Genomic DNA, 21,115 nt, shown 5'->3' with positions numbered 1-21,115 from the left:
CCTTGTCATCTACTCGGCCCCGCTGACCGTCCTGGCGCTCTTGATCGCTGTCAAACTGATCTCGGTTGCGGTGGTGGCGGGGGTGGCGGCGCTTCCGGCGGCGCGTTGAGCGCACTTCTCTTAACCGCCAACCTGTTTGCCGCGTCGTCACGGATGGCGCGCCGTTGCGGGTCCCAGTCGGCGTTGCCGGAAAAGCAGCCGCCCGGCGCGGCGTCGACGACGGCCAGCGCACTCGCGTAGCGTTCGTCGGCGCGTACGCGGTCCCCCGCCGCCGCTGCCCGGTCGCCCTGAGTTTCGCGGACCAGTTCGAGGTTGACCCGCACCGGGCATGAGCGGGCGGTGCCGCTGCGGGCCAGCGCGTCGGCGAAGTGGGCGTCGGCGTCCTCGAGTTGGCCGTCGAGCACGGCAGCGGTGCCTGCGACGAACGGCGCCTTGGCCGGTTCCACCAGGTTGGCCGCGCCGAGAATCGCCGCGTCGGCTCGCACCGCGCTCCCATCGCCGCGGGCGAACGAGGAGGCGGCCCAATGCCCCACCACCGCAACCGAGATCAGTTTGACAGCGATCAAGAGCGCCAGGACGGTCAGCGGGGCCGAGTAGATGACAAGGCGTCGTCGCAGCCGCAAGCGCGCCGGTCTGCGCGTCATGACACCAAGTCCCGTCGGGCGATCCGGCCGCGCCGGAACTCTCGGACCGAAAGGTAGATCTCGGCGAGCAGCAGCCCCGCCGCCAGCAGCGCGGGCAACCAGTACAGCTCGATCCGGTCGGCCTCGACGCGGCGCGGTGAATCGGGCAGGTCCGGCCGGAAGGGCTGTCCACGATCCCGGTGGACGTAGGGAATGTCGAGTTGTGCTGCCAGCCTGCGCAATTCGGCTTCGTCGATTGCGTCGCTGCGGCCGTATCCCAGCACCGCTCCCCCGCTCACCGTCCCCCGCGTGACGGTGAAGTCGTCCTGCGGCGCCTGGGATCCGGGCGCACCCGAACCGAAGTAGAGCACCACGTTTCGCGACCCCGGATATTGCTGCGTCGCCTGGATCAGTTGGTAGCGCAGCACGTTGTCCGCCGCTCCAGCGTTCGCGTCGCGACCTGCGTTACTCGAACCGAGCGCCGCGACGGTCGGTCGTAGACTCCAAACATCCTCGGACAGCGGCCAATCGAGGGAAGCCTTCGAATCGAAGGTGATCAGCGCGAACCGCGCCGCGGGGTATTGCTTGGTCAATGCCGCGATGTCGTCGCGCATCCCCGCGATCCGCGGTTCGCCGTTGCCGTAGTCCTCGATATTCGAGTCTGCCGACCGATCCACGACGAGGAACACGTTGAGAGCCGCGCCGGCCGCCGGCGTCGCGTCTTGGCGGTTGTCGTTCACCAGCGCCGGGCGGGTGGTCGCGATGATGAGCAGCAGCACCGCCAGAGTCACGCCCGTCCAGCGCAGCACCGCGCGGCGGCGGCGGCTTCCCGCCGACGCTAGCACCCGCCACAGCGCCACCAGGCGGGCCAGGGCAAGGGCACCGGCGACGACCGCGAGGATCGGCCCGGGCAGCAGGGGTTGAAACGTCATCGGCGCAACACCAACAGAGCCACCGAGAGCACGGCCGCCGACAGCAGCGCGATCGCCAGAGGCACCGCCGGCGCGTCCCGGAAGTCCGCCGTCACCACGGCGCCGTCGGCCGTGCGCGCCGGCGGGGCGTGCGCCCGAATCCCGTTGAGCGCCGTGGTCACCGACGTCGTGCCCGCCGCGACGTACCCGCCGCCGGTCTGCCGGGTGAGCGCGGCCAGGGAACCGCTCGCCGCCGACGGGGCGGTGTCGATCACATTGATCTGCGCCCCGGTCCGTTGGGCCAGGGCCCGAACGCTGCCATCGGCGAACAGTACGGCGCGCTGCTCCGCCGCGGCACGCAGATCCGACGGTCCAAGGTAGATCACCGAGCGCCGGTGCGTATTGGGATGCTCGGTGGACGGAAAACCTGAGAGGCACAGCGCCAGAACGTCATTCACGCTGGCGGCGTAGTCCGAGTACGGCACCGGCGGGGCGAATGACGTGTGCGCCTGATGGGCGCCGAGGTAGTCGGCGAATTGCGCCGCGGCGTACTGATGGTCGCGCGTCAGTGGCACCACGCGGCGGTTGACCGATGTCAGGCCGATGCGTTGCGCCTGAGGTGACGCCGCGGTCTGGCGCGCGAAGTAGTCGAGCAGTTCGGCGGTGGCCGCATCGGCCACCGGTTGCCCGACGCACACCATGATGTCTTCGGGGTGAGCGGCGTCGAAGTCGTTGCGCGCCACGCTCGGCCGGGCCGCGGCCCACGTCGCGGCGCCGAACATGACCGTCAGCACCACCAGGGTCACGATCGTCGAGAGGGAACGCAGCCGAGCAACTTTGGCGTACTCGGGCAACCGGGTCAGCCGTGCGATGTTGGCCAGCGGCCGTAGCCGCCTGCGAGCCGCGGTCATCGGAAGCAGCGCCGCCAGCGCGACCACCGCGGCAACGGTGGCCGCGCCGATGGCCGCTACCGGCCACCACCTCAGGTCCACGACCGGATCAACTCCTGCGCCCGCGCGCTCACGTCGGCGACGTCGACTCGTGACTCGGCGTTGAACTGCGCATCACCGAGCCGGGTCAACAGCGGTGCGGCCCCGGCGAGGTTCGCGTCGGCCATGGCACCGACTTGCAGGTATTGGGCCCGCACCCCGGTCGCCTGATGCAGAAAGCTGCGCACCGTTCGGCTGATCGCGGCGCACGCCGCCGGCGCCGAGATCTGCCCGGCGTCGTGCTCCTCGGCGATGCCCTGCACGCGACGGGCGAACCGGCGGCGGATCACCCGGGCCTGCATCCGCCGCACGACGGGGATGCGCCGCAACCGCTGCGACGGCAGCGTCCACACGAAGACACCCGCATACCAACCGATGACGGCGAGGAGCATTAGGACGGCCAGCCACAGCCACCACGGCGAGTAGGGCTGTGGACCGAACAGATGGCGCAGCAGATCACCCGGCACGAGCGGCCACCTCGGTCAGGCGGACGAGTTCGCGCCGAATGTCGTTGCTGCCCGCGATAATTGCGTGCGGGATCGCGTGCGCGGTCAGGAAGGCATCGAGGCGGGCGCGGCGGGCCCGCTCCGCGCGGCGGTAGGCGGCAACGACGCGCGGTCCGAGGTCGGCGCCGTTCAAGACGAAGCGTCCGGTGGCGACGTCGTATCCGTCGGTGTCGTCGGGTCCCACGGCGGGCATGTCCGACACCATCGCCCACATGATGTCGTGGCGCCCGGTCAGCCTGGTAAGCATTTCACCGAGTCGGTCGTCGACCTCGGGTTCGTCCGACACCACGATGATCAGCATGGTGTGCCGGTAATGCGTTGCGACGTAATCGAGTTGGGCGGCGATGTCGCTGCGGCCGGGGCCAACCGTCGTGTGCTGATACCAGCGGTGCAGCAGCCCCTCGATGTGCGACTCGCCGCGCCGCTGCGGGATGTTCACACAGCCGCGGCGGTCACCGTAAACCATGCCGATCTGATCGGATCGCCGTAGGCCGATCAATCCCACCGCGCCCATGATGTGCGCGGCGACATCGCGTTTGCACTCTCCGCTCGGGGCGAGCGCCGACATGTTGCGGCCGGCGTCGGCGACGAGCAGGATCTTGTGGTGCTTTTCGGAGACGAACCGCTTGATGAGCACGCCGCCCGAGCGCGCGGACGCCTTCCAGTCGATGTCGCGGACGTCGTCGCCGGGAACGTATGGGCGCAGGTCGTCGAATTCCATGCTGCGCGTATGCAATAGCGCGTAGCGCCCACCTTCGAGCAGACCGCGGGTGTCGGTGCCGAAGTGGGCTTTCGCCCGGTTGAGGTGTTTGCCCACGATGGCCCTGTGGCCCCTAGGGGACCCGGACGGCCCGCAGCGCGGCGTCGACCACGACCTCGGCGGTGATATCGGCGCTCGCCGCTTCGAATCCGAGGATCAGTCGGTGCCGCAGCACCCGGTGGGCGAGTTTTGCGATGTCCTCGGGCAGCACGTGTGCGCGCCCGGATAGCACGGCCTGCGCGCGGGCCGCCTTGCAGAACGCGATCGTGGCGCGTGGGCTGGCGCCGTATTCGACCAGGCGCGCGATCTGCTTGGGCAACGCACGCTCGGGGTGACGCGTCGCGTCGACCAACTGGCTGGCGTAGAGCATGAGCGCGCGGTCCATGTGGACGTGGCGCACCACGTCCTGCAGGCGCAGCACGTCGTCGAGGCTGACCACCGGCGGGGCCGGGCGCCCCTTGTCGTAGACGCCGGCGTCGATCCGCGTCATGACTTCCACCTCCTCCTGCGGGGAGGGATAGCGCACGATCTCCTTGAGCAGGAAGCGGTCGGTCTGCGCCTCGGAGAGCGGATAGGTGCCCTCCTGGTCGACGGGGTTCTGGGTGGCGATGACCAGAAAGGGATCCGCCAGCGGGTGCACCTGCCCGGCGATCGTGGTCTGCCGCTCCTCCATCGCCTCGAGCATCGCGCTCTGCGTCTTCGCACTAGACCGGTTGATCTCGTCGAGCAGCACGATGTTGGCGTGCACCGGACCGAGCTGGGTGACGAACGAGTTGGTCGCCGAGTCGTAGAGCTGGGTGCCGATGATGTCGCTGGGCAGCAGGTCGGGCGTGCACTGGATACGTTGGAACCGGCCGTGAATCGACTCGGCGAGCACCTTGGCGGCGGTGGTTTTGGCCAGACCCGGCACGCTTTCGAGCAGGATGTGGCCGCCGGCAAGCAGGCCGATCAGCAGCGACTCGCGTAGTTCGCGCTGCCCGACGATCTTGGCCGCGAAGGCCTGGGAGATGGCGTCGATGGTCCCCAGGACGCCGTCGAGTTCGCGCTGATCCGGTTGTGTTCGAGCTGTAGACATACGCTCGCCAAGATACCCAGGCGCCGGCTTTCCACACGTCGACGGGTCAGGGCCTCTTACAGACCGGGCAAGCAGATGGGGGATCCGTTACAGGTGTTCGCCGGGGACGGGTCCCCCTCCAGAATGTGCGCGCCGACTTGAATGCCCCCCTCGGTCCCCGGATGTCCGAGGCTCCCGCCGTAGTAGTGGTGGCACGTGTTCATGTCCCATACAACGTCCGGCATCGGCAGCGGACTCCCGGGACACCAGATGTAGCTGCACATGGCCAACTGATTACAGATGCCCGTTCCCGGGTCGGCCTGGGCGACACCGGTGCCCAGCCCGAGACTTCCCAGGACCACGGTGCCCGACAGCAGTGCTCCGGTGAGTGTTCGCTTCATGGTGGGTTCTCCTGGTCGCTGTCGTCTGCGTTGTCGTTGCATGGGCAATCGCACCGGCTCGGGTTCGCTACCGATCCCAAATCTTCAGACCCGCGGGCGGACAGGACAGCACTTTCGCCTACGGTTTGTTCCCTTGCCGCTTGGCTTTGGCATCAGCTTCCAGCCGCAGCCGGATTGCCCGCGCCCGCGCCTCGGCGGCCCGAGCTTGGGCCTCGGCGGCTTCGGCTCCCGCCCAGACCTCGGCGGCCCGGGCTCGCGTTTCGGCGGCTTCGGCGCGTGCGCGCGACTCGGCGGCCAGGGCCTCGGCCTCGGCGGCTTCGGCCCGCGCCCGCTCCCGTACCCGGGCCTCGGCAGCCGCGGCCTGCGTCTCGGCGGCTTCGGCGCGCGCCCGCGACTCGGCCACCAGCGCTTCGGCCTCGGCGGCCTTTGCCCGATTTCGCGCTTCGGCCGCCAGGGCCTCGGTTTCGGCGGCTTCGGCCCGCTTGCGCGCCGCCGCGGCCAGCGCTTGCGCTTCCGCGGCTTCGGCTTGCTTGCGCGCCTCGATGGCCGCCGCTTCGGCTTCGGCGGCCTTCGCGCGCGCCAGCTCCCGCGCCCGGGCCTCCGCGATCAGGGCCTGGGTCTCGGTGGCTTCCGCATGCGCCCGGGCCTCGGCGGCCAAGGCTTCCGGTTCGGCGGCTTTGGCCCGTTTGCGGGCTTCGGCGGCCAGCGCGTGCGCTTCGGCGGCCTTGGCCTGCTTGCGGGCCTCGGCGGCCAGCGCGTGGGCCTCGGCGACTTCGGCCCGCTTGCGCGCCTCCGCGGCCAGCGCTTCGGCAGCGATGGCTTCCGCGCGCGCCCGCTCCCGCTGGCGCGCCTCGCCGGCCAGCGCTTCCGCCGCGGCGATCTCGGCCTGCGCCCGCGCCTCGGCGGCCACCGCCTCGGGTTCGGCCGCCAGCGCTTCGGCCGCGGCCGCTTCTTCCTGCGCCCGCGCCTCGGCGGCCAGGGCTTCGGCTTCCGCGGCCAGCGCTTCGGCTTCCGCGGCCAGGGCTTCGGCTGCGGCAGCGTCGGCGCGGGCCCGCGCCTCGGCGGCCACCGCTTCGGCTTCCGCGGCCAGCGCCTGAGCGGCGGCGGCTTCTGCCTGCACCCCTGCCTGGGGTTCTACCTTCTGCCGCGGCGGCGTCTGTGTGAACTGCATCCTGGGCTGGTTCAGTATCGGCTGACGGCTCGGCTTCTGGGCGCCGGCGACCCGCGCCTTTTGCTCGGCCACCCGGTACGGGCCCGCCAGGAAATCGATCAACACCAAGGCCACGCCGGCCAGCAGCACCAGCGGCAATGCCAACGACGGGCGCGTGACCATCCCCCAAATGCCGGCAACCGTCAGCGGCGCCGCGAACAACACCGCGGCCCCCGGATACCGACCGCCTAGTTCGAGGATCGTCGCGGGCACTGCTGAGGCCCGCGCGGCCAACGGGAGCCGATCCGCCTGACTACCGACGACTCTCTGAGATCCCACGATCCCTCTCCTTCACGGAGATGCTGGCACAAAAAGAGTACTGCGCTAACGGTCGCAACGGTGGATCAAATTTTTCGTGTCTCGTCAGCAATGTCGCCACACGGCGGTAGTGAGACCGCGCGTCGTGGGCGGTGACGGCAGTTCGCGGCGATGCCGAGCGTGGGTTTCGCCGTCGAGCGCGTGGATCGAGACCATCCGCGGGTGGCCGATGGGATTCCACAATCCGTCGTGAATTGATTGCCAAGCCTCTACGCTGCCGATAAATCACGCTGCGTCTTCCGGCGAGGAGGTTGAGCGCATGGAGCCGTCGGTGGCGTCAGATTACCCGTGTAGCAGCGGATTCGATTGGGCCAAATTGGTAAAAATGCCGATAGTCAGTGAGGAAGGGCACCACGGCCATCAAATCCTCAACTTCTACCCGATGGACAAGGACTATCGAGAATCGCCGACAGCGCGGACGATGGTGGCCGAGCACTTCGGCGATGACGAAGCTCTCGACACCGATGCGGAATTGCTCAAATACGGCTCTGACCACGTGACGCTGCGAGGCGCATTCTTGGAGATGGGCGTGTGCACCGGAAGAACCATCAACTTCATTGCCGCGCTCACCCCCGGACAGCGCATCTGGGGATTCGATTCGTTCGACGGCCTTCGGAACGATGGACCCGCACCGATATCACGGTTCCCCACGGTACTTTCCGGGCCAACGCCGAGGGGTGGATGCCGCCCGTGCTCCATAACGTAGCTCTGGTCAAGGGCATGTTCCACGAAACCCTTCCGGAATTCAAAAAGCGAATTCTGAAAACCACTCCAATCGCTTTCCTGCATATAGATTGCGATATTTACGAATCGACGCAAGAGATTTTCAGCCTGTTGGGCGACAATATCGTGTCAGGTACCGTCATCGTCTTTGATGAGTTTATAACTATCCGGGCGCCCAGGAACATGAGTTCAGGGCATTCCAGGAGTTTCTAGAGCGGACCCGGAAGAAACCGGTCTACCTTGCCTACAACCAATACTTCGAACAAGCGGCTGTCCAGATCGCCTGAACCCGTCGATAACTTCGTCAGCAAGTAACGGACGGCGCCAACCGCTTCGCGAGGTAGGGCGCCGTGCGACTGTGTTTTGCGTGGGCCACCTTCTGCGGCGGCCCCGCCGCGACGACCCGACCGCCGTCGCTGCCGGCCCCCGGCCCCAGGTCGATCACCCAGTCGGCGCCCGCGACCATCCGCATGTCGTGCTCGGCCACCACGACGGTGTTGCCCGCGTCGACCAGGCGGTGCAGCTGACGGTCGAGCAGATCGACGTCGGCGGGATGCAGCCCGGTGGTCGGCTCGTCGAGGACGTAGAGGGTATGCCCTCGGCGGGGTCTCTGCAGTTCGGCGGCGAGCTTGATCCGCTGCGCCTCGCCACCCGAGAGCTCGGTCGCGGGCTGTCCGAGACGCAGGTACCCCAGTCCGACCTCTTGCAGCGTGGTCAAGCTCCGCGCGGCACTGGCGACGTCGGCAAAAAACTTCGCGGCCTGATCGACGGTCATCGCGAGCACGTCGGCGATCGTCCGGTCGCGATAGCGCACCTCGAGTGTCTCGTCGGAGTAACGCGCTCCTTGACACGCCGGGCAGGTGCCGTATGTGCCTGGCAGGAACAACAATTCGACCGAAACGAAGCCCTCCCCCTGACAGGTGGGGCAGCGACCTTCAGCCACGTTGAAGGAAAACCTGCCCGCCGTCCAACCGCGGCGACGCGCCTTTGGGGTCGCGGCGAATTCACGGCGCACGGCGTCGAACAAGCCGGTGTAGGTCGCCAGCGTCGAGCGCGGTGTGCGTCCGATCGGGCGCTGGTCCACGGAGACCAGCCGGTTGATCTGCTCGGCGCCTTCTACCGTCACACCGGCACTCGAATCGTGATCGAGATCGACTACGCCGCTGTCGGTTTCGTCGTCATCGGATTCGGCCGGGTCGGCCGCTCGTCCGGTGCCGAGCTGGCTGTGCACGACGTCACCGAGGACCTTGACGACAAGTGTCGACTTGCCTGAACCGGACACTCCGGTGACCGCGGTGTATACGCCGAGCGGCAGGTCCACGTCGAGGTCTCTCAGATTGTGGAAGCAGATTCCGCCCAGCCGCAGCCGCCCTGACGGCGTGCGCGGTTGGCGAGGCGCCGGGCCGGCGTTCTCGAAAAGGTAGTGACGGGTGACCGATTCCTCGACGTCGGCAAGACCCGGCACCGGCCCGCTGTAGAGCACACCCCCGCCCAGCTCGCCGGCCCCCGGGCCCACGTCGACGATCCAGTCGGCACGGCGCACAACATCCATGTCGTGCTCGACCACAAATACCGAATTGCCTGCGCGACGTAGGCGATCGAGCACGTCGAGCAGCGGTTCGGCGTCGGCCGGGTGCAGTCCGGCCGACGGCTCATCGAGCACATAGAGGACGCCGAACAAGCCGGCGCGCAGCTGAGTGGCCAGCCGCAACCGCTGCAGTTCGCCGGGTGACACCGTCGGCGTGCGGCGACTGAGCGTCAGGTAGCCGAGGCCGAGATCCATGAGTACCTGCAGGCGGGCGACGAGGTCGGCGGCGATCATGGTCGCCACTTCGGTCAGCTCACCGGATTGCGTGGACTCGTACGCGGCGGCGGCGTCGGTCCGAGAAGCCGTCGGGCGCAACGTATCAGCGAGGTCGGCCAACGGCATCGCCGTGTAGTCGGCGATGGTGCGCCCGGCGAAAGTCACCCGCAGCGCCTCGGGCCGCAACCCCGAACCGTCGCATACCGGGCACTCGACGGTGTCGACGAATTGCAACACGCGCCGACGCATCATCGCGCTATGGGAGTTGGCCAACGTGTGGCGGACATGACGTTCGGCGCTGGAGAAAGTGCCGTTGTAGTAATAATCGGCCTGCACGGGGTGTTGGCCCGGATCGATTTCGACCGTTGGTTGTTCATCGGTGAACAGAATCCAATTGCGTTGCCGCTTGGGGAGTTTGTGCCATGGCTTGTCGATGTCATACCCCAGCGTGACGAGGATGTCGCGCAGGTTCTGGCCTTGCCACGCGCCGGGCCATGCGGCCACGGCGCCTTCGCGGATGGTCAGCGACGGGTCCGGCACCAGCGTCTGTTCGGTCACCCGATGAATTCGGCCAAGCCCGTGGCATTCCGGGCACGCCCCCACGGCGGTGTTCGGCGAGAACGCATCGGAGTCCAGTCGTTCCGTGGCTCCCCGCGGGTAGGTCCCCGCGCGGGAGAACAGCATCCTCAACAGGTTCGACAGGGTGGTGACGGTGCCGACCGTCGACCGCGACGTCGACGAACCGCGGCGCTGCTGCAGCGCGACGGCGGGGGGTAGCCCGGTGATGTCATCCACCTTCGGCGCGCCGGTGGGCAATAGCAGGCGACGGGCGTACGGGGCGACCGATTCGAAATAGCGGCGCTGGGCTTCGGCATAGATGGTGCCGAAGGCCAACGACGATTTGCCGGATCCGGAGATGCCGGTGAACGCGACGAGCGCGTCGCGCGGCGCCACGACGTCGACTCCCCGCAGATTGTGGACCCGCGCCCCGTAAACACGCACGCATGGGTCGATTTCGTCGGTACTTCGATCGGACAGTTGCGTCATCTTGCTAGCCGAATACCCGCGATCCGTAGTCACTATTTCACCCGGCCCGCGTCCTCCACCTCGTGGTCGGATTAGGTGAGACCGTTCAGGCTGGCTGCTGTCCTTCTCGTCAGGCTTTGCCTACGGGCTCGGCAGTGACGGCCTCGGTTCTTAAACCTGCGTTGCGGCGCGGACCGTTACCGCTTTAGTTGATCAGCAAGGCGACACCGATCTCGGTGACCTCGACATCGACGCAGGATAGATCGGCCACGACGATGTCGGCGTCTGTCAGTTGGGTCGTGTGGTGAGTGGTCGTGACGGCGAGCACTTGGGCCCCCGCTGCCCGCCCAGCGCCGACGCCCGCGGGCGCATCCTCCACGACGACGCATTCCCGGGCGTCGAGGCCCAGCGCGGCGGCCGCTTTAAGGTAGCTCTCGGGATTCGGTTTGCCGTCCGATACATCCTCTGCGCCGATCAACAATTTCGGAGCGGGGAGCCGCGCTGCCGCCAGTCGGGCAGCCATCAACGAGCGCGGCCCCGAAGTCACTGCAGCCCAATGACTATGCGGCAGGGCATCAAGCAATCGGCGTGCTCCCGGTAGCGCCAGGACACCATCGAGATCAGCCTGCTCTTGCAGAGCGAGTAGCCGGGCTGTCGCTGCGAGTCGGTCGTGCGGTACGACGAATTGCGCGACGGTGTCCTCGGTCCGCCTGCCATGACAGACCTTGAGTACCTCTTCATAGTCGACGCCGTATTCCTCGGCCCACGTCCCCCAGGACCGTTCGACTGTGGCGGTTGAGTCAACCAGGGTGCCATCGATGTCGAACAAGATTCTTCTGCCGTGCAGCACCGCCATAGGCAGCACCCTAGTAGGGTCAGGGTCCAAGCATCGGGAGGGTGTGTCGCTGCCCACATTCATTCTCCGGAATGCGCTGGCTCACATGACACTTCGTTTCAACCATTGCATCCCAGGGCCCGGTACTCGGCGACGCAAGGTACCCGGGCACGCGCGAGGTTTGCCGTCAACGAGGGTGCTCGACGTTGGACAGGCCGCGGCGGACGAAGCACTTGGGTCGCCGGCGACGAGAACCGCACGTCAAACGGCTTTCGCTAAAGCGGCATGCGCAAAGAATGCGGCTCACCATTAGGCCGGCTTTCTTTGCCCTACGCGTGTTTAGCACTGCTGTAAAGCCGAATCGGGTCAGCTTTTAGCTAAATACCTTCAATTTGCGTTGTACTGATACAAGGCGTTGAATTAGTTGCTTTGGCCTCCGCCTGCCGCTACCCGACGATGCCGCGTCAGGCGTTTGAAGCATGCGTGACGAAAGGATTGTTGGTGTCAACAGCCACCAAACGTGCTCAATACGAGTTCATTCACGACACTTTACAGCACGGAACCACGGCCCTGAACTTCACTTTGTCGGTGCTGGAAAGAAGTTACAAATCCCATTTTCCAGATTATTCCGGCGACGTGCGTTCAACCCTGGAGGACGCACGTAAGTATTTACTGGCAGCCGCTAACGGGTGTGAACTCTATCAAGCAGCCGAAGAGGTGCACGAACGATTCTTCGCATCGGAGGGAGACGGCTCCTGGTTCAGCGAGGGCTACTCGGCGTATAAGTCACAGCGTAAGCCGGTGCAGGACTTCAACAATTTCGCAGACGCCATCAACGGCAGCACAGTACTCGATTTCGGCAGCGGCCGCGGTCATTTAGCTGCGCTGATCGCGCGCGCCGGCTTCGACTGCTACACCACCGACGTGCTGGACTACCGCGGCGCTGAGGCCGCACATCTGCCGTTTCGGCAGATGGCTTCACCCGTTGACGTCCCCTATGCGGACGACGCGTTCGACAGTGCGATCGTCAAAACCGTCCTTCATCATGTTGATGAACCCGACTTGATTCCATTGCTGACAAATTTGCGGCGTGTGGCACGGCGGTTGATTATCGAGGAAGACACGTATGCTGTTCCCGCAGCGCCCCCAGGGTTCGCAGCGGAGCAGATCGAGCTAACCGAATTTAATAAGCTGGATGTACGCGATCAATTTCAGACGCTCGTGCTTATCGATTTCTTTGGTAACGCTGTCGCCCAAGGGCTTGTCGATATGAATTTCGGTTGCCAGTTCAAACGGGTGAGCGAGTGGCAATCAATATTCAATAGCCTGGGCCTCCGGGTCGTCGATACCGACGTCGTTGGCTTCCGCCCCGGCAACATTCACAAAGCCTGTCAAGTTCGCTTCGTTGTTGATCGCGACGAGTTCTAAGGAAGACCATTTAGCCGGCCGTTCATGCCCACGGTGATCGCGCAATGTGGACCCGGCGCACTCGGTACGGACTCGGTCCCGCCGCTGCAGGACAGGCACGACCTGGTCGATGAACGTCGTAATCTTCTGCGACAGCGTCGATCCCACGCTCGCGAACTCGTCGGCCGCGCCTGCGTCCTGCCACGCGACGACATGATCGGCGAGCTGCTCCGGCGTGCCGATGAATGCGTCCGCCGGCCGGTGATGATGTGCCAGCCATCTGCCTACGCCATACAACGCATTGCGGTGGGGCGGGCGGGCCTCGAACCCGCGACCGACGGATTATGAGTCTCTTTTCGCTGCGCTCGCGGTTAGGCGAGACCGTCAGTGGCGATCCCTAGAAGTTCCTTGGCCATCCGGTCAGCGGCACGCTCATGCCGTTCGCGCGCCTCGCGCTTTACGTGGGCGGCTGCGCCACCGTGGAAGCGGCACATCGTCGCGCCGCGAATGGCGTTGACCCCCGGATTCGGCAGTATGTCGAGGTCGCGGCAGCGGAACCAGCGTGGTTTCGGCGCGACCATTCGGTGTGGAAAACTTCAGCGCGATCAGAGGAGAGGCGCGTGACGACCACCCATCCCGAACGGCCACCGCTGCTGACCCGGCGCGACCGCATCATGATCACCCTCACCGTGATCGCGTCCATGGCAGCCGGGGTTCTCAACTTCGCCCACGCGAATGCATTGCTGGCGTTCACCATCTCCGCACTCGCGTTGGCCACACTGGCATCTCTGGTCGGCCGTTCGGTGGAGGCGGTCGGAGACCGGCTCGGGCCCAACGCCACTGGGATACTGCAGACGGCGCTGGGAAACCTGCCCGAGTTGTTCGTCATCCTGTTCGCACTCAAGGCAGGTCTTTACGGCGTGGTGAAGGCCACCATCGTCGGCTCGATTCTCTCCAACGCCCTGCTGGTGCTCGGGCTGGCATTCGTGGCCGGCGGGATCAGGCACGGCCGCCAGCGCTTCGCCGCCGACGACGGACGCACGCTCGGACTGATGTTCACCCTCGCGGTGTTCATCCTGGCCGTCCCCTCGTTGACCGCTGCGATACACACCCCGGCGCAACACCACGAAAGGGCGGTGTCGGTCGTCGTCTCCATCGTCATGCTCGCGCTTTTCGCACTCTCGCTGCCCGCCACGCTCGGAAAGCGGGCCGCCGATTCGGCGCTGCAAGCTGGTGATAAACCCTCGAGAGCGACCTCTCCCATAGTGGCCAGCCCCGATTCGGCCGAAGCTGCCAGCGCCGCGACGGCACACGGCGAGTGGCCGTTGGCGATGGCCATCGGCATGCTGGCCCTCGCCGGTATCGGTGCGGCCTTCGTGTCGGAATGGTTCGTCGCCGCCCTAGAGCCAGCGATGCATGCAGTGGGCATCAACGAGGTGTTCGCCGGTCTGGTGATCGTGGCCATTGCCGGCAACGCGGTGGAGAATTTTGTCGGCATTCAGCTGGCGGCCAAGAACCAGATGGACTACGCGGTTCAGGTGGTCCTCCAGTCGCCCGTCCAGATCGCACTCACCATCGCCCCCATCGTCTGCCTGGCGGCGGTATGGCTCGGCCAGCCCGGTTTCGATCTGGTGTTTTCGCCACTGCTGTTGGCGTCGATGATTATGTCGGCGCTGGTCGCGGTGCTGGTGACCTTTGACGGCGAGTCGACCTGGTTCGAGGGAGCAGTGCTCATCGCGCTCTACGTGGCGATCGCCACGTCGTTCTGGTGGGGATAAGCGGCTCTCACGGTCTCCGCGAATCCCGAAACGCCTTGGGCCGGAACGCATCTCGCTACCCGTTGAGGATTGCGGTGTTGAAGGGGAGCCCACGTCGCCGCGTGCACCTTCTGGGACGCTCTTAACCCACAGATCGCGGACCAAAGCCAACACTTGATGGCCAACGTACGTTGGTCTACAGTTGTTGACATGGCGATACGAGGTGGCACACGACCCATACATTCACAGGTTCAGCGCCCAACGGCGGTGGTGACCGGAACCTCCTCCGGCATCGGCAGGGCGTGCGCCCTGCGACTGGCTGCGCACGGATACTGTGTCTTCGCCGGCGTGCGGCGCAGGCAAGATGGGCATGCCTTGGTCCAGGAAGCCAGCCGTACTGACGGGCAACTGGTGCCCGTGCTCATCGACGTCACCGACGAGACCTCCATCGGCGCCGCCGTCGCCGAAGTAGCCGGTTCGGTGGGCGAGTACGGGATCGCCGCGTTAGTGAATAACGCCGGGATCGGGATGACGTGGCCGATGGAAGCAATCCCGCTGGACGATCTACGGCGTATCTATGAAGTGAATGTTTTCGGGCAGGTCGCGGTCACTCAGGCGTTTCTCCCACTACTGCGCGCTGGTGCAGGACGGATCGTCAACATCGGATCGATCGGTGATCGGCTCAGCCTGCCATTCGGCGCGCCGTTGGCGTCGTCAAAGTGGGCCTTCGCCTCGATCACCGAGTCCCTGCGGATGGAATTGCGCCCCTGGGAAATTCACGTCGTCCTCATCGAACCGGCGTCGATTCACACCGACGCGGTGACAAAAGTCGAGGAAGACGCCAAGCGAGTGATGTCCAAGATGAGCTTGGCGCATCTAGAACTGTATGGCGATACCTACCAAGCCATGACCGATCGCGCGCTTGCACGCGAGAGATCGGGCAGCGATCCCGATGTCGTCGCCCGCGCCGTGCTGCGTGCGTTAGGAAAAAAGCGTCCACGCACCCGTTACGTGGTTGGTAAGGATGGGCGGCTGCTGGCCTTGTTGGCCGGCTGGGCTCCCGACCGGCTCTTCGACGCGATGCGCATTCGCCTATTCGGCTTGCCGACGAAGTTCGGCGCGGCCGCCCAGCCAGTACTAGGAGCTGCACAATGAATTTAACCAACCAGGAGGCTATCGCCGAGCTCGACGCGGATTTCGCCAAGATGGCCGTCGAGGTGGGGCAGCACGCATGGGGCTTGTCGGAATTGACGATGCGTGAGAAAGCCTTTGTATTTCTCGCTGCAGACTTGTGCGCGCACTGTCTCGGGTTCCCGCTGCAGACCCATGTGCAAATGGCGCTGTCACAGGGCGTCAGCTTGACAGCCCTGCGGGAGGCCGTCCGTCATCTGGCTCCTTACGCGGGTTATCCCACAGCGGCTGAGGCCTTGATGACGCTGGCTGAAGTAGAAGGTTCCCACGAGGCTGTAACCGATCCGCCGACACCGAACTCGCCGGTCGATTTCGACGAAACCGCCGCCGCACAGCTAGCCCACCTCGACGACCGCTTCGCGGCCTTCTACAGCAAGCAGTTCGAGGCACGTTGGGGGCGTTCCGAACTATCCGTTCGCGAACGGGCGCTCGCGACCATTGCGACCGACGTGCTCAATGGCACGCTTGATGACTCCCTGCGGCTGCACGTAGGGCTCGCGCTGAACAACGGCGCCACCGAAGAGCAGGTTCGCGCTGTCATCTTGCAGGTGGCTGAGTTCGGCATCGCAAAGGCATGGCGGGCCTTCAGGTCGTTGCATGGGATCCTCAACGCGCGCAGCGGCATAGCCGCCAGTTCGAGCGGCGCATAGGGACCGCCGGGGGCGGACCCGATGTCCACTGCTCGGTCGGCGCCGTTCCACGGATCGATGAGTGCCAACGATGTTGGCCTACACTTGTTCGCATGGCGTTCACTCAGCGATCCGAAAAGACCAGAAACGCGATACTTACTGCAGCACGGCAAATGCTGGCTAGTCGCGGTTACGAGGCCACTACGATTCGGGCCGTCGCCGCCGCGGCCGGCATCGATCCGTCGATGGTTATGCGGTACTACGGGAACAAGGAAGGTTTGTTCGCCGCTGCGGTAGACGTCGATTTGCACCTGCCCGACGCCGCGGCACTGCCGCGGGAGCAGGTGGGAAAACTTCTTGCTCACCATGTCATCTCGCGCTGGGAAGGCGCGCTATCTGATGAGTTCATCACCTTGCTGCTCCGCTCCGCTGGAACGAATAGCGCCGCGGCAGAGCAGTTCCGGTTGATTTTTGAGCAGCAGCTGCTCACATTCGTCCAGGGCTTGGTCGGCCGGGGGCGTCAGGCTCGTCGGCGCGCGGCGATGGTGAGCACGCAGGTGTTGGGCGTGGCGTACTGCCGCTACATCCTCGAGTTGCCGGCGGTGACCGAGTTGGATGGCGAGACGCTCGCTTCCACACTGGGGCCCGTGCTTCAGCACTATCTCGTCGGCGACCTCGACGCGCCGGTGACCGGCGGCGAAGTTAAAAAGACCAAAACGCAGACAGCTCGTCGCACGCGGTGATGACCGCTGTTCACGATGAGGCACACGGCCGACCCTTGAAATACCAACGGACGTTGGCCTACAGTTGTAGGCATTAATTGCGTTGATGGACGGAAGCTTTCATGAGATTCGGCGTAGAACTGCCCACCTGTACCGCAGGGATGATGCATCCGGTGCCATTCGCCACCGCCAAAGATGTGATCGATATCGCGATGGAAGCCGAACAGCTGGGCTACCACGACGCCGGCGGCAACGACCACTTGAGCACCATGGCTTTCGTTCGCAGGGCGTGGCCGCACCCCCCGGATTACTTCGAACCGCTGATGACGCTCGCCAACATCGCTGCGAGAACCTCGACGCTGCGTTTGACGACCGGAATCATGGTGCTCCCCTTGCGGGATCCGGTGCTGTTGGCCAAACAAGTGGCTACGCTGGACCAACTCAGCCAAGGCCGGGTGACTTTGGGAGTCGCGGTGGGCGGTTACCGCGATGAGTTCGAGGCGGTGCGCCCAGATGCCGCTAACGCCAACCGCGCCGATCTCACCCGAGAGGTAATCGAATCGATACGCGAACTGTGGGAGCGGCCACGCGTCAGCTACCGCGGGAAGTACGTGCATTTCGAAGACGTCGAAAGCTATCCCAAACCGGTTCAGAACCCGTTGCCCATCTATTCCGGCGGCAATGCCGAAGGATCGTTGCGCCGCGCAGCAGAGCTGTGTCAGGGGTGGCTGCCCGCGAAGATCGGCCCCGGCAAGATTGCCGAGGGCCGAGCCAAGATCACTCGATACGCCGAATCCGTCGACCGTCCTTCCGACACGATCATCACGGCACTGCAGTCGGTGGTATGTATCGGCAACACGGAGGATGAGGCGCGAGACAAGTTCTTCAACTCGTCATTCGACGTCTTCCGAAAGTCGTTGTCGTCCACCATGACCAGGGGAGTCGATATCGACGATTATCTCGAGATGAATCTGGTGGGATCGATAGATCAGGTGATCGAAAAGGTCGACGCATACCGGTCAGCCGGCCTCGACCACCTGACCGCACTGTTATTCGTCGCCAACACCGTCGACGAACTGCGCGATCAGATGCGCACCTTGGCGCGACATGTGCTGCCGATCTTTTCCGAAACACGGTGACGCCGAGCACGGCCATCCACCGCGGCGCCGTGCCGCTTGCGTGCGGCTAGGCTTCTAACCGCTGATGGCCCAGGGGCGGACGCGCCGGAAGAAGTCCGGGAATAAGGACGGCCGCGGCAACGCAGTGCAGGACACTGAGTGCGATCTGGCTGGATGCATCACCGCGAACAGCGAACAGCGGAACAATCGACATGGCCAGCACAATGATGCCCAGTGATGTCCAGATTGTCCGCGCCGACGCCGTGAAGCGATCCAGCAGCGTCGCAATACCCCAGCCGGCAAGCCCAACCAAGATCGTTGCCGCAATCGTCTGTACCAACGTCACTTGTCTAGTGCCCAGCGGTGTTTCAGCGATGTAGTCCACTCCGGCAACCCGGCCGACCAGCCAGGCGGCTGCGGTCAGCGCCGCCGCGGCCAGCACCGTGACCGACCTGCGCAGACGTCGACCGAATCCGCCGCCGGGAGTTGCAGCGTTTCGCCACATACCGTTCCTTTCAACATGGACGTTCGGCGACGCGGCGCCGCCGAAAGAGATAAGGCAAATGACGACCAGGAATGACAGATGTTTCATCCTTCAGGTGCCGCACACGGATACAGCGGCTAGGGTCGCAGCGCTGAGAGCCGTGGCTCATCCTCACCGTGAAAGCCAACCGTCCGAAGCTAGCGGTGGTGCAGCGCCTTGCAGCGGAGTCGTGTCAACGTAGATCAGTTCGTATGTGCGCGAGGTGAACCGCCAGGCCTCTCGTGTTCGGCGATAACGATCGTGGTACACGCCATAGTTGGAGTGCGAACCCCCACCAATAAGCCGGCCGAACTCTGCGACGTAGGCCCGTCCAGTGGCCTCATCGCCATCGAGGGTGATCGGGCCTGAGTGCACCGTTTGGACGAAGAACTCAAACAGGCTCTGCCCGCGTTCGACCGCGGCCCGTATCTCGCACATACCAACGAACAATGCGTTGATGTGCGGCATTCGCCACGCACCGTCGGACGTGAACAACGAGGCGAAACGGTCATAGTCACGAACCATCCCTGCGTCGGTGAAATCACTTCGCAACGCCTCGATTTCGAGACGATCAGAGATCATCTGCAGGTTAGTCATCGGTGCCGTTCGCTTGCATCGTCATCGCGGAAGCAGCGCTTTGCGGATAATCGATCATTGTGACAACAAGTGTAGGCCAACATGCGTTGTCTTTTCAAGGCTCCCGTGGGCAAGTCATCGGTCAACGCGACCGGACCACCCCTCGAACGCCGCGGCTTCGTTACTGGCCTGATTTGGTGAGCGACCCTCGACGTCGACACTTATCGCTCATCGCTGTCAAACGGATCGCCGCCACGCTCGCCGACGCATAGCTGTCAACCATCAGCCGAAACGCCATCAGGCATCACCCGAAGATGAGACCTCAGATTGCACCCGACGAACGAAGGCGCTCCATTCCGGCCGCGTCGTAGCCCGCCAGGGCGCCGAGTAACTCTTCCGTATGCTGCCCAACGCGCGGCGCCGCTGGCGGTGCAAATCGTTCATCGGGTTTGGTCTTGATGCACGTCCCAATCAATTGCTGCGACGTCCCGTCCGGCTGAGCCTGCTCGTAGACGAGTCGGCGGGCCTTCGCGTGGTCGTCGTCGAACAGGTCTGCTCCCAAAAACGCTGGTGCCCCGGCGATGTCAGTCGCGATGAAGAAGTCGGTCCATTCCCTGCGTGTGCGGGACTTGAATATTGCCGTCAGTTCGTCGCGCAGCCGGGCCTCTGCCTCGACATCCTCCCCCGGCTTCCGGCGCCCCGGTTCATAGAGATCCATCCTGTCGAGTGACTCGCAGAATCTGCGCCAGAACTTGTCCTCCAGGGCGTTGAACACCACGTAGTTGCCGTCGCTCGTGGCGTAGTACTGGTAGCGAAGCGAAGCTCGGATTCCCTCACCGTAGGCCGGTTGACCGTTCGCCAGCGCTGTGAGGTGTTGAAAGTTCCAATTGATCGCCGCATCGACCTGCGCTACTTCGACGTACTGCGGCTTGCCGTCGCGCCGGGCGGCATGCAACGCGGCGAGTACGCCCATCGCTGCGTACAGCGGTCCCGCCAGAACTCCCGTCGTCCCTGTCGCCGCCCCCGAAAGGCGTGGCGTTCCATCCGCATCGATGATCGGCGGACTCAACCCCGCGAAACAGTCGAAGGACAGCCCGTGGGTGGCTAACCGGGTATAGGGCCCGAAGCTGCCCATTCCGTTGAGAACGCAGTACACAACCGACGGGTTGACGGCGACGATGTCGTCGTAGCCGAAGCCGAGCCGGTGCGCGGTTCCGTACCGAAGCCCGTCGATCACCACCGCTGATGTCGCGGCCAGGCGGCGAAACGCCTCTTGACCCTCAGGCGTTTTCAGGTTTATCGCCACACTCTTTTTGCCGCGATTCCAATGCGAGTCCTGCAACTCGCCGCCGGAAACCACCGCGCCGCGGAAACCACCGCCGCCAGGCGGCTCCACCTTGATCACCTCTGCGCCGAGGTCAGCCAGATGGCCGCCCAGCGCATCCGCGGAGAACAGTGACACTTCAAGGACACGGACGTCTTTGAGAAATTCCAATACGCGACCTTTCAGAATGCGGTGCGGCTACATCATGGTGATCGATTTCAGCTCGGTGTATTCCTCGAAGCCCCAGCGACCCTGCTCGCGGCCGAGCCCACTTTGTTTGAAGCCGCCGAACGGCCCCCCGCCGTTGAACATGCCGCGCGCCGGTAGAGACCAGCCGGGGCCCTGCCCTCCCCCCGGATTGGCTCCCAGGTCGGCGCCGGGCGCCACAGTCTGCACCATGATGGTGCCGGTTCTGACCTGCCTCGCGACGTTGAAACCCCTTGCGGCGTTGCGAGTCATCACCAGGCCTGCCAGACCGTAGATGGAGTCGTTCGCGATGCGGATGGCTTCGTCTTCGGAGCGATAGGTCATCACCGCCAGCACAGGCCCGAACATCTCGAACGCGGCTTCTACTACGAACCGACGGCATTTGTCGACTGCCGCAGCGACATGCGCCTATGCCAGGAGGAGGTGTTCGGGCGTGTGCTGGCGGTGATGACCTATCGCTCCGAAGACGAAGCCATCCGCATCGCGAACGACTCCATCTAC

The 21,115-nt window shown here is 64.9% G+C and carries 24 protein-coding genes; 10 read left to right on the top strand and 14 right to left on the bottom strand.

Translation table 11 applies throughout. The features are described from left to right. Window positions 1–50: 50 nt before the first annotated feature. From A5659_RS13685 to A5659_RS13650, 8 genes are all read right to left on the bottom strand, one after another. Complete coding sequence (locus A5659_RS13685) at window positions 51–644, bottom strand: hypothetical protein (RefSeq protein WP_197498004.1); 594 nt, start codon at window positions 642–644, stop codon at window positions 51–53. Further along, window positions 641–1,555: a vWA domain-containing protein gene (locus tag A5659_RS13680; RefSeq protein WP_067181816.1), complete on the bottom strand. Its 915-nt coding sequence runs from the start codon at window positions 1,553–1,555 to the stop codon at window positions 641–643. Before A5659_RS13680 ends, A5659_RS13685 begins: the two co-directional genes overlap by 4 nt. Next, complete coding sequence (locus tag A5659_RS13675; RefSeq protein WP_067140154.1) at window positions 1,552–2,526, bottom strand: hypothetical protein; 975 nt, start codon at window positions 2,524–2,526, stop codon at window positions 1,552–1,554. Before A5659_RS13675 ends, A5659_RS13680 begins: the two co-directional genes overlap by 4 nt. Next, the gene (locus A5659_RS13670; RefSeq protein WP_067181812.1) at window positions 2,517–2,990 is read right to left on the bottom strand and encodes a hypothetical protein; all 474 of its coding nucleotides are present in this window, start codon (window positions 2,988–2,990) and stop codon (window positions 2,517–2,519) included. Before A5659_RS13670 ends, A5659_RS13675 begins: the two co-directional genes overlap by 10 nt. After that, window positions 2,980–3,846 carry a DUF58 domain-containing protein gene (locus A5659_RS13665; protein ID WP_067024400.1) on the bottom strand — a complete coding sequence of 289 codons (867 nt, stop codon included), beginning with the start codon at window positions 3,844–3,846 and terminating at the stop codon, window positions 2,980–2,982. Before A5659_RS13665 ends, A5659_RS13670 begins: the two co-directional genes overlap by 11 nt. 16 nt (window positions 3,847–3,862) lie before the next feature. Then, complete coding sequence (locus A5659_RS13660; RefSeq protein ID WP_067140157.1) at window positions 3,863–4,864, bottom strand: MoxR family ATPase; 1,002 nt, start codon at window positions 4,862–4,864, stop codon at window positions 3,863–3,865. A 56-nt stretch (window positions 4,865–4,920) separates the two neighbouring features. After that, window positions 4,921–5,244 (bottom strand): hypothetical protein, encoded by a 324-nt coding sequence (locus A5659_RS13655; protein WP_066869013.1) that lies wholly within the window; start codon window positions 5,242–5,244, stop codon window positions 4,921–4,923. Window positions 5,245–5,362: 118 nt separating this feature from the next. Further along, window positions 5,363–6,733, bottom strand: a complete 1,371-nt coding sequence (locus tag A5659_RS13650; protein WP_156749077.1) for a hypothetical protein — start codon at window positions 6,731–6,733, stop codon at window positions 5,363–5,365. Between the two features lie 298 nt (window positions 6,734–7,031). Here A5659_RS13650 and A5659_RS13645 point away from each other — a divergent pair, with 298 nt between their 5' ends. Then, window positions 7,032–7,478: a hypothetical protein gene (locus A5659_RS13645; RefSeq protein ID WP_156749189.1), complete on the top strand. Its 447-nt coding sequence runs from the start codon at window positions 7,032–7,034 to the stop codon at window positions 7,476–7,478. Then, window positions 7,454–7,708 (top strand): TylF/MycF/NovP-related O-methyltransferase, encoded by a 255-nt coding sequence (locus A5659_RS28965; protein ID WP_082976054.1) that lies wholly within the window; start codon window positions 7,454–7,456, stop codon window positions 7,706–7,708. The genes A5659_RS13645 and A5659_RS28965 overlap by 25 nt, the downstream gene beginning before the upstream one ends. Before the next feature lie 91 nt (window positions 7,709–7,799). Here the strand turns inward: A5659_RS28965 and A5659_RS13640 are convergent, their stop codons facing one another. Further along, complete coding sequence (locus A5659_RS13640) at window positions 7,800–10,346, bottom strand: excinuclease ABC subunit UvrA (RefSeq protein ID WP_067181805.1); 2,547 nt, start codon at window positions 10,344–10,346, stop codon at window positions 7,800–7,802. A 184-nt stretch (window positions 10,347–10,530) separates the two neighbouring features. After that, a complete protein-coding gene (locus A5659_RS13635; RefSeq protein WP_067181801.1) occupies window positions 10,531–11,181 on the bottom strand; it encodes an HAD-IA family hydrolase in 651 nt (216 codons plus the stop codon). Between the two features lie 480 nt (window positions 11,182–11,661). On the opposite strand from A5659_RS13635, the gene A5659_RS13630 reads away from it, so the two are divergent. The 7 genes from A5659_RS13630 (at window position 11,662) to A5659_RS13600 (ending at window position 18,005) form a co-directional block, all read left to right on the top strand. Further along, window positions 11,662–12,588, top strand: a complete 927-nt coding sequence (locus A5659_RS13630; RefSeq protein WP_197498002.1) for a bifunctional 2-polyprenyl-6-hydroxyphenol methylase/3-demethylubiquinol 3-O-methyltransferase UbiG — start codon at window positions 11,662–11,664, stop codon at window positions 12,586–12,588. Between the two features lie 24 nt (window positions 12,589–12,612). Continuing rightward, window positions 12,613–12,915, top strand: a complete 303-nt coding sequence (locus A5659_RS13625; RefSeq protein ID WP_066880807.1) for a hypothetical protein — start codon at window positions 12,613–12,615, stop codon at window positions 12,913–12,915. Between the two features lie 86 nt (window positions 12,916–13,001). Further along, complete coding sequence (gene cax, locus A5659_RS13620) at window positions 13,002–14,345, top strand: calcium/proton exchanger (protein ID WP_231997826.1); 1,344 nt, start codon at window positions 13,002–13,004, stop codon at window positions 14,343–14,345. Between the two features lie 189 nt (window positions 14,346–14,534). Next, the gene (locus A5659_RS13615; RefSeq protein WP_067181794.1) at window positions 14,535–15,479 is read left to right on the top strand and encodes an SDR family oxidoreductase; all 945 of its coding nucleotides are present in this window, start codon (window positions 14,535–14,537) and stop codon (window positions 15,477–15,479) included. After that, window positions 15,476–16,165, top strand: coding sequence for a carboxymuconolactone decarboxylase family protein (locus A5659_RS13610; protein ID WP_066868986.1), 690 nt, complete (start codon window positions 15,476–15,478; stop codon window positions 16,163–16,165). Before A5659_RS13615 ends, A5659_RS13610 begins: the two co-directional genes overlap by 4 nt. Window positions 16,166–16,257: 92 nt before the next feature. Beyond that, window positions 16,258–16,887 (top strand): TetR family transcriptional regulator, encoded by a 630-nt coding sequence (locus A5659_RS13605; protein ID WP_066880812.1) that lies wholly within the window; start codon window positions 16,258–16,260, stop codon window positions 16,885–16,887. A gap of 101 nt (window positions 16,888–16,988) precedes the next feature. Then, the gene (locus A5659_RS13600; RefSeq protein WP_067181791.1) at window positions 16,989–18,005 is read left to right on the top strand and encodes an LLM class flavin-dependent oxidoreductase; all 1,017 of its coding nucleotides are present in this window, start codon (window positions 16,989–16,991) and stop codon (window positions 18,003–18,005) included. Window positions 18,006–18,051: 46 nt separating this feature from the next. On the opposite strand, the gene A5659_RS13595 is transcribed toward A5659_RS13600, so the two are convergent. The 4 genes from A5659_RS13595 to A5659_RS27755 form a co-directional block, all read right to left on the bottom strand. Further along, window positions 18,052–18,576 carry a DUF6069 family protein gene (locus A5659_RS13595; protein WP_156749185.1) on the bottom strand — a complete coding sequence of 175 codons (525 nt, stop codon included), beginning with the start codon at window positions 18,574–18,576 and terminating at the stop codon, window positions 18,052–18,054. Window positions 18,577–18,639: 63 nt separating this feature from the next. After that, complete coding sequence (locus A5659_RS13590) at window positions 18,640–19,104, bottom strand: nuclear transport factor 2 family protein (protein ID WP_067181784.1); 465 nt, start codon at window positions 19,102–19,104, stop codon at window positions 18,640–18,642. A gap of 301 nt (window positions 19,105–19,405) precedes the next feature. After that, a complete protein-coding gene (locus A5659_RS13585) occupies window positions 19,406–20,578 on the bottom strand; it encodes a CaiB/BaiF CoA-transferase family protein (protein ID WP_067181778.1) in 1,173 nt (390 codons plus the stop codon). Between the two features lie 27 nt (window positions 20,579–20,605). Further along, window positions 20,606–20,941 carry an aldehyde dehydrogenase family protein gene (locus A5659_RS27755; RefSeq protein WP_231997828.1) on the bottom strand — a complete coding sequence of 112 codons (336 nt, stop codon included), beginning with the start codon at window positions 20,939–20,941 and terminating at the stop codon, window positions 20,606–20,608. Here A5659_RS27755 and A5659_RS28535 point away from each other — a divergent pair. Next, window positions 20,825–21,115 (top strand): aldehyde dehydrogenase family protein (locus tag A5659_RS28535; protein WP_231997827.1); only part of this gene is annotated, 291 nt, incomplete at its 3' end. The genes A5659_RS27755 and A5659_RS28535 overlap by 117 nt on opposite strands.

The sequence above is a fragment of the Mycobacterium sp. 1165196.3 genome, assembly GCF_001673415.1.
Classification (GTDB): domain Bacteria; phylum Actinomycetota; class Actinomycetes; order Mycobacteriales; family Mycobacteriaceae; genus Mycobacterium; species Mycobacterium europaeum_A.
The sequence above is the reverse complement of the archived record's forward strand: the minus strand, read 5'-3'. Positions and strand labels throughout refer to the sequence as shown.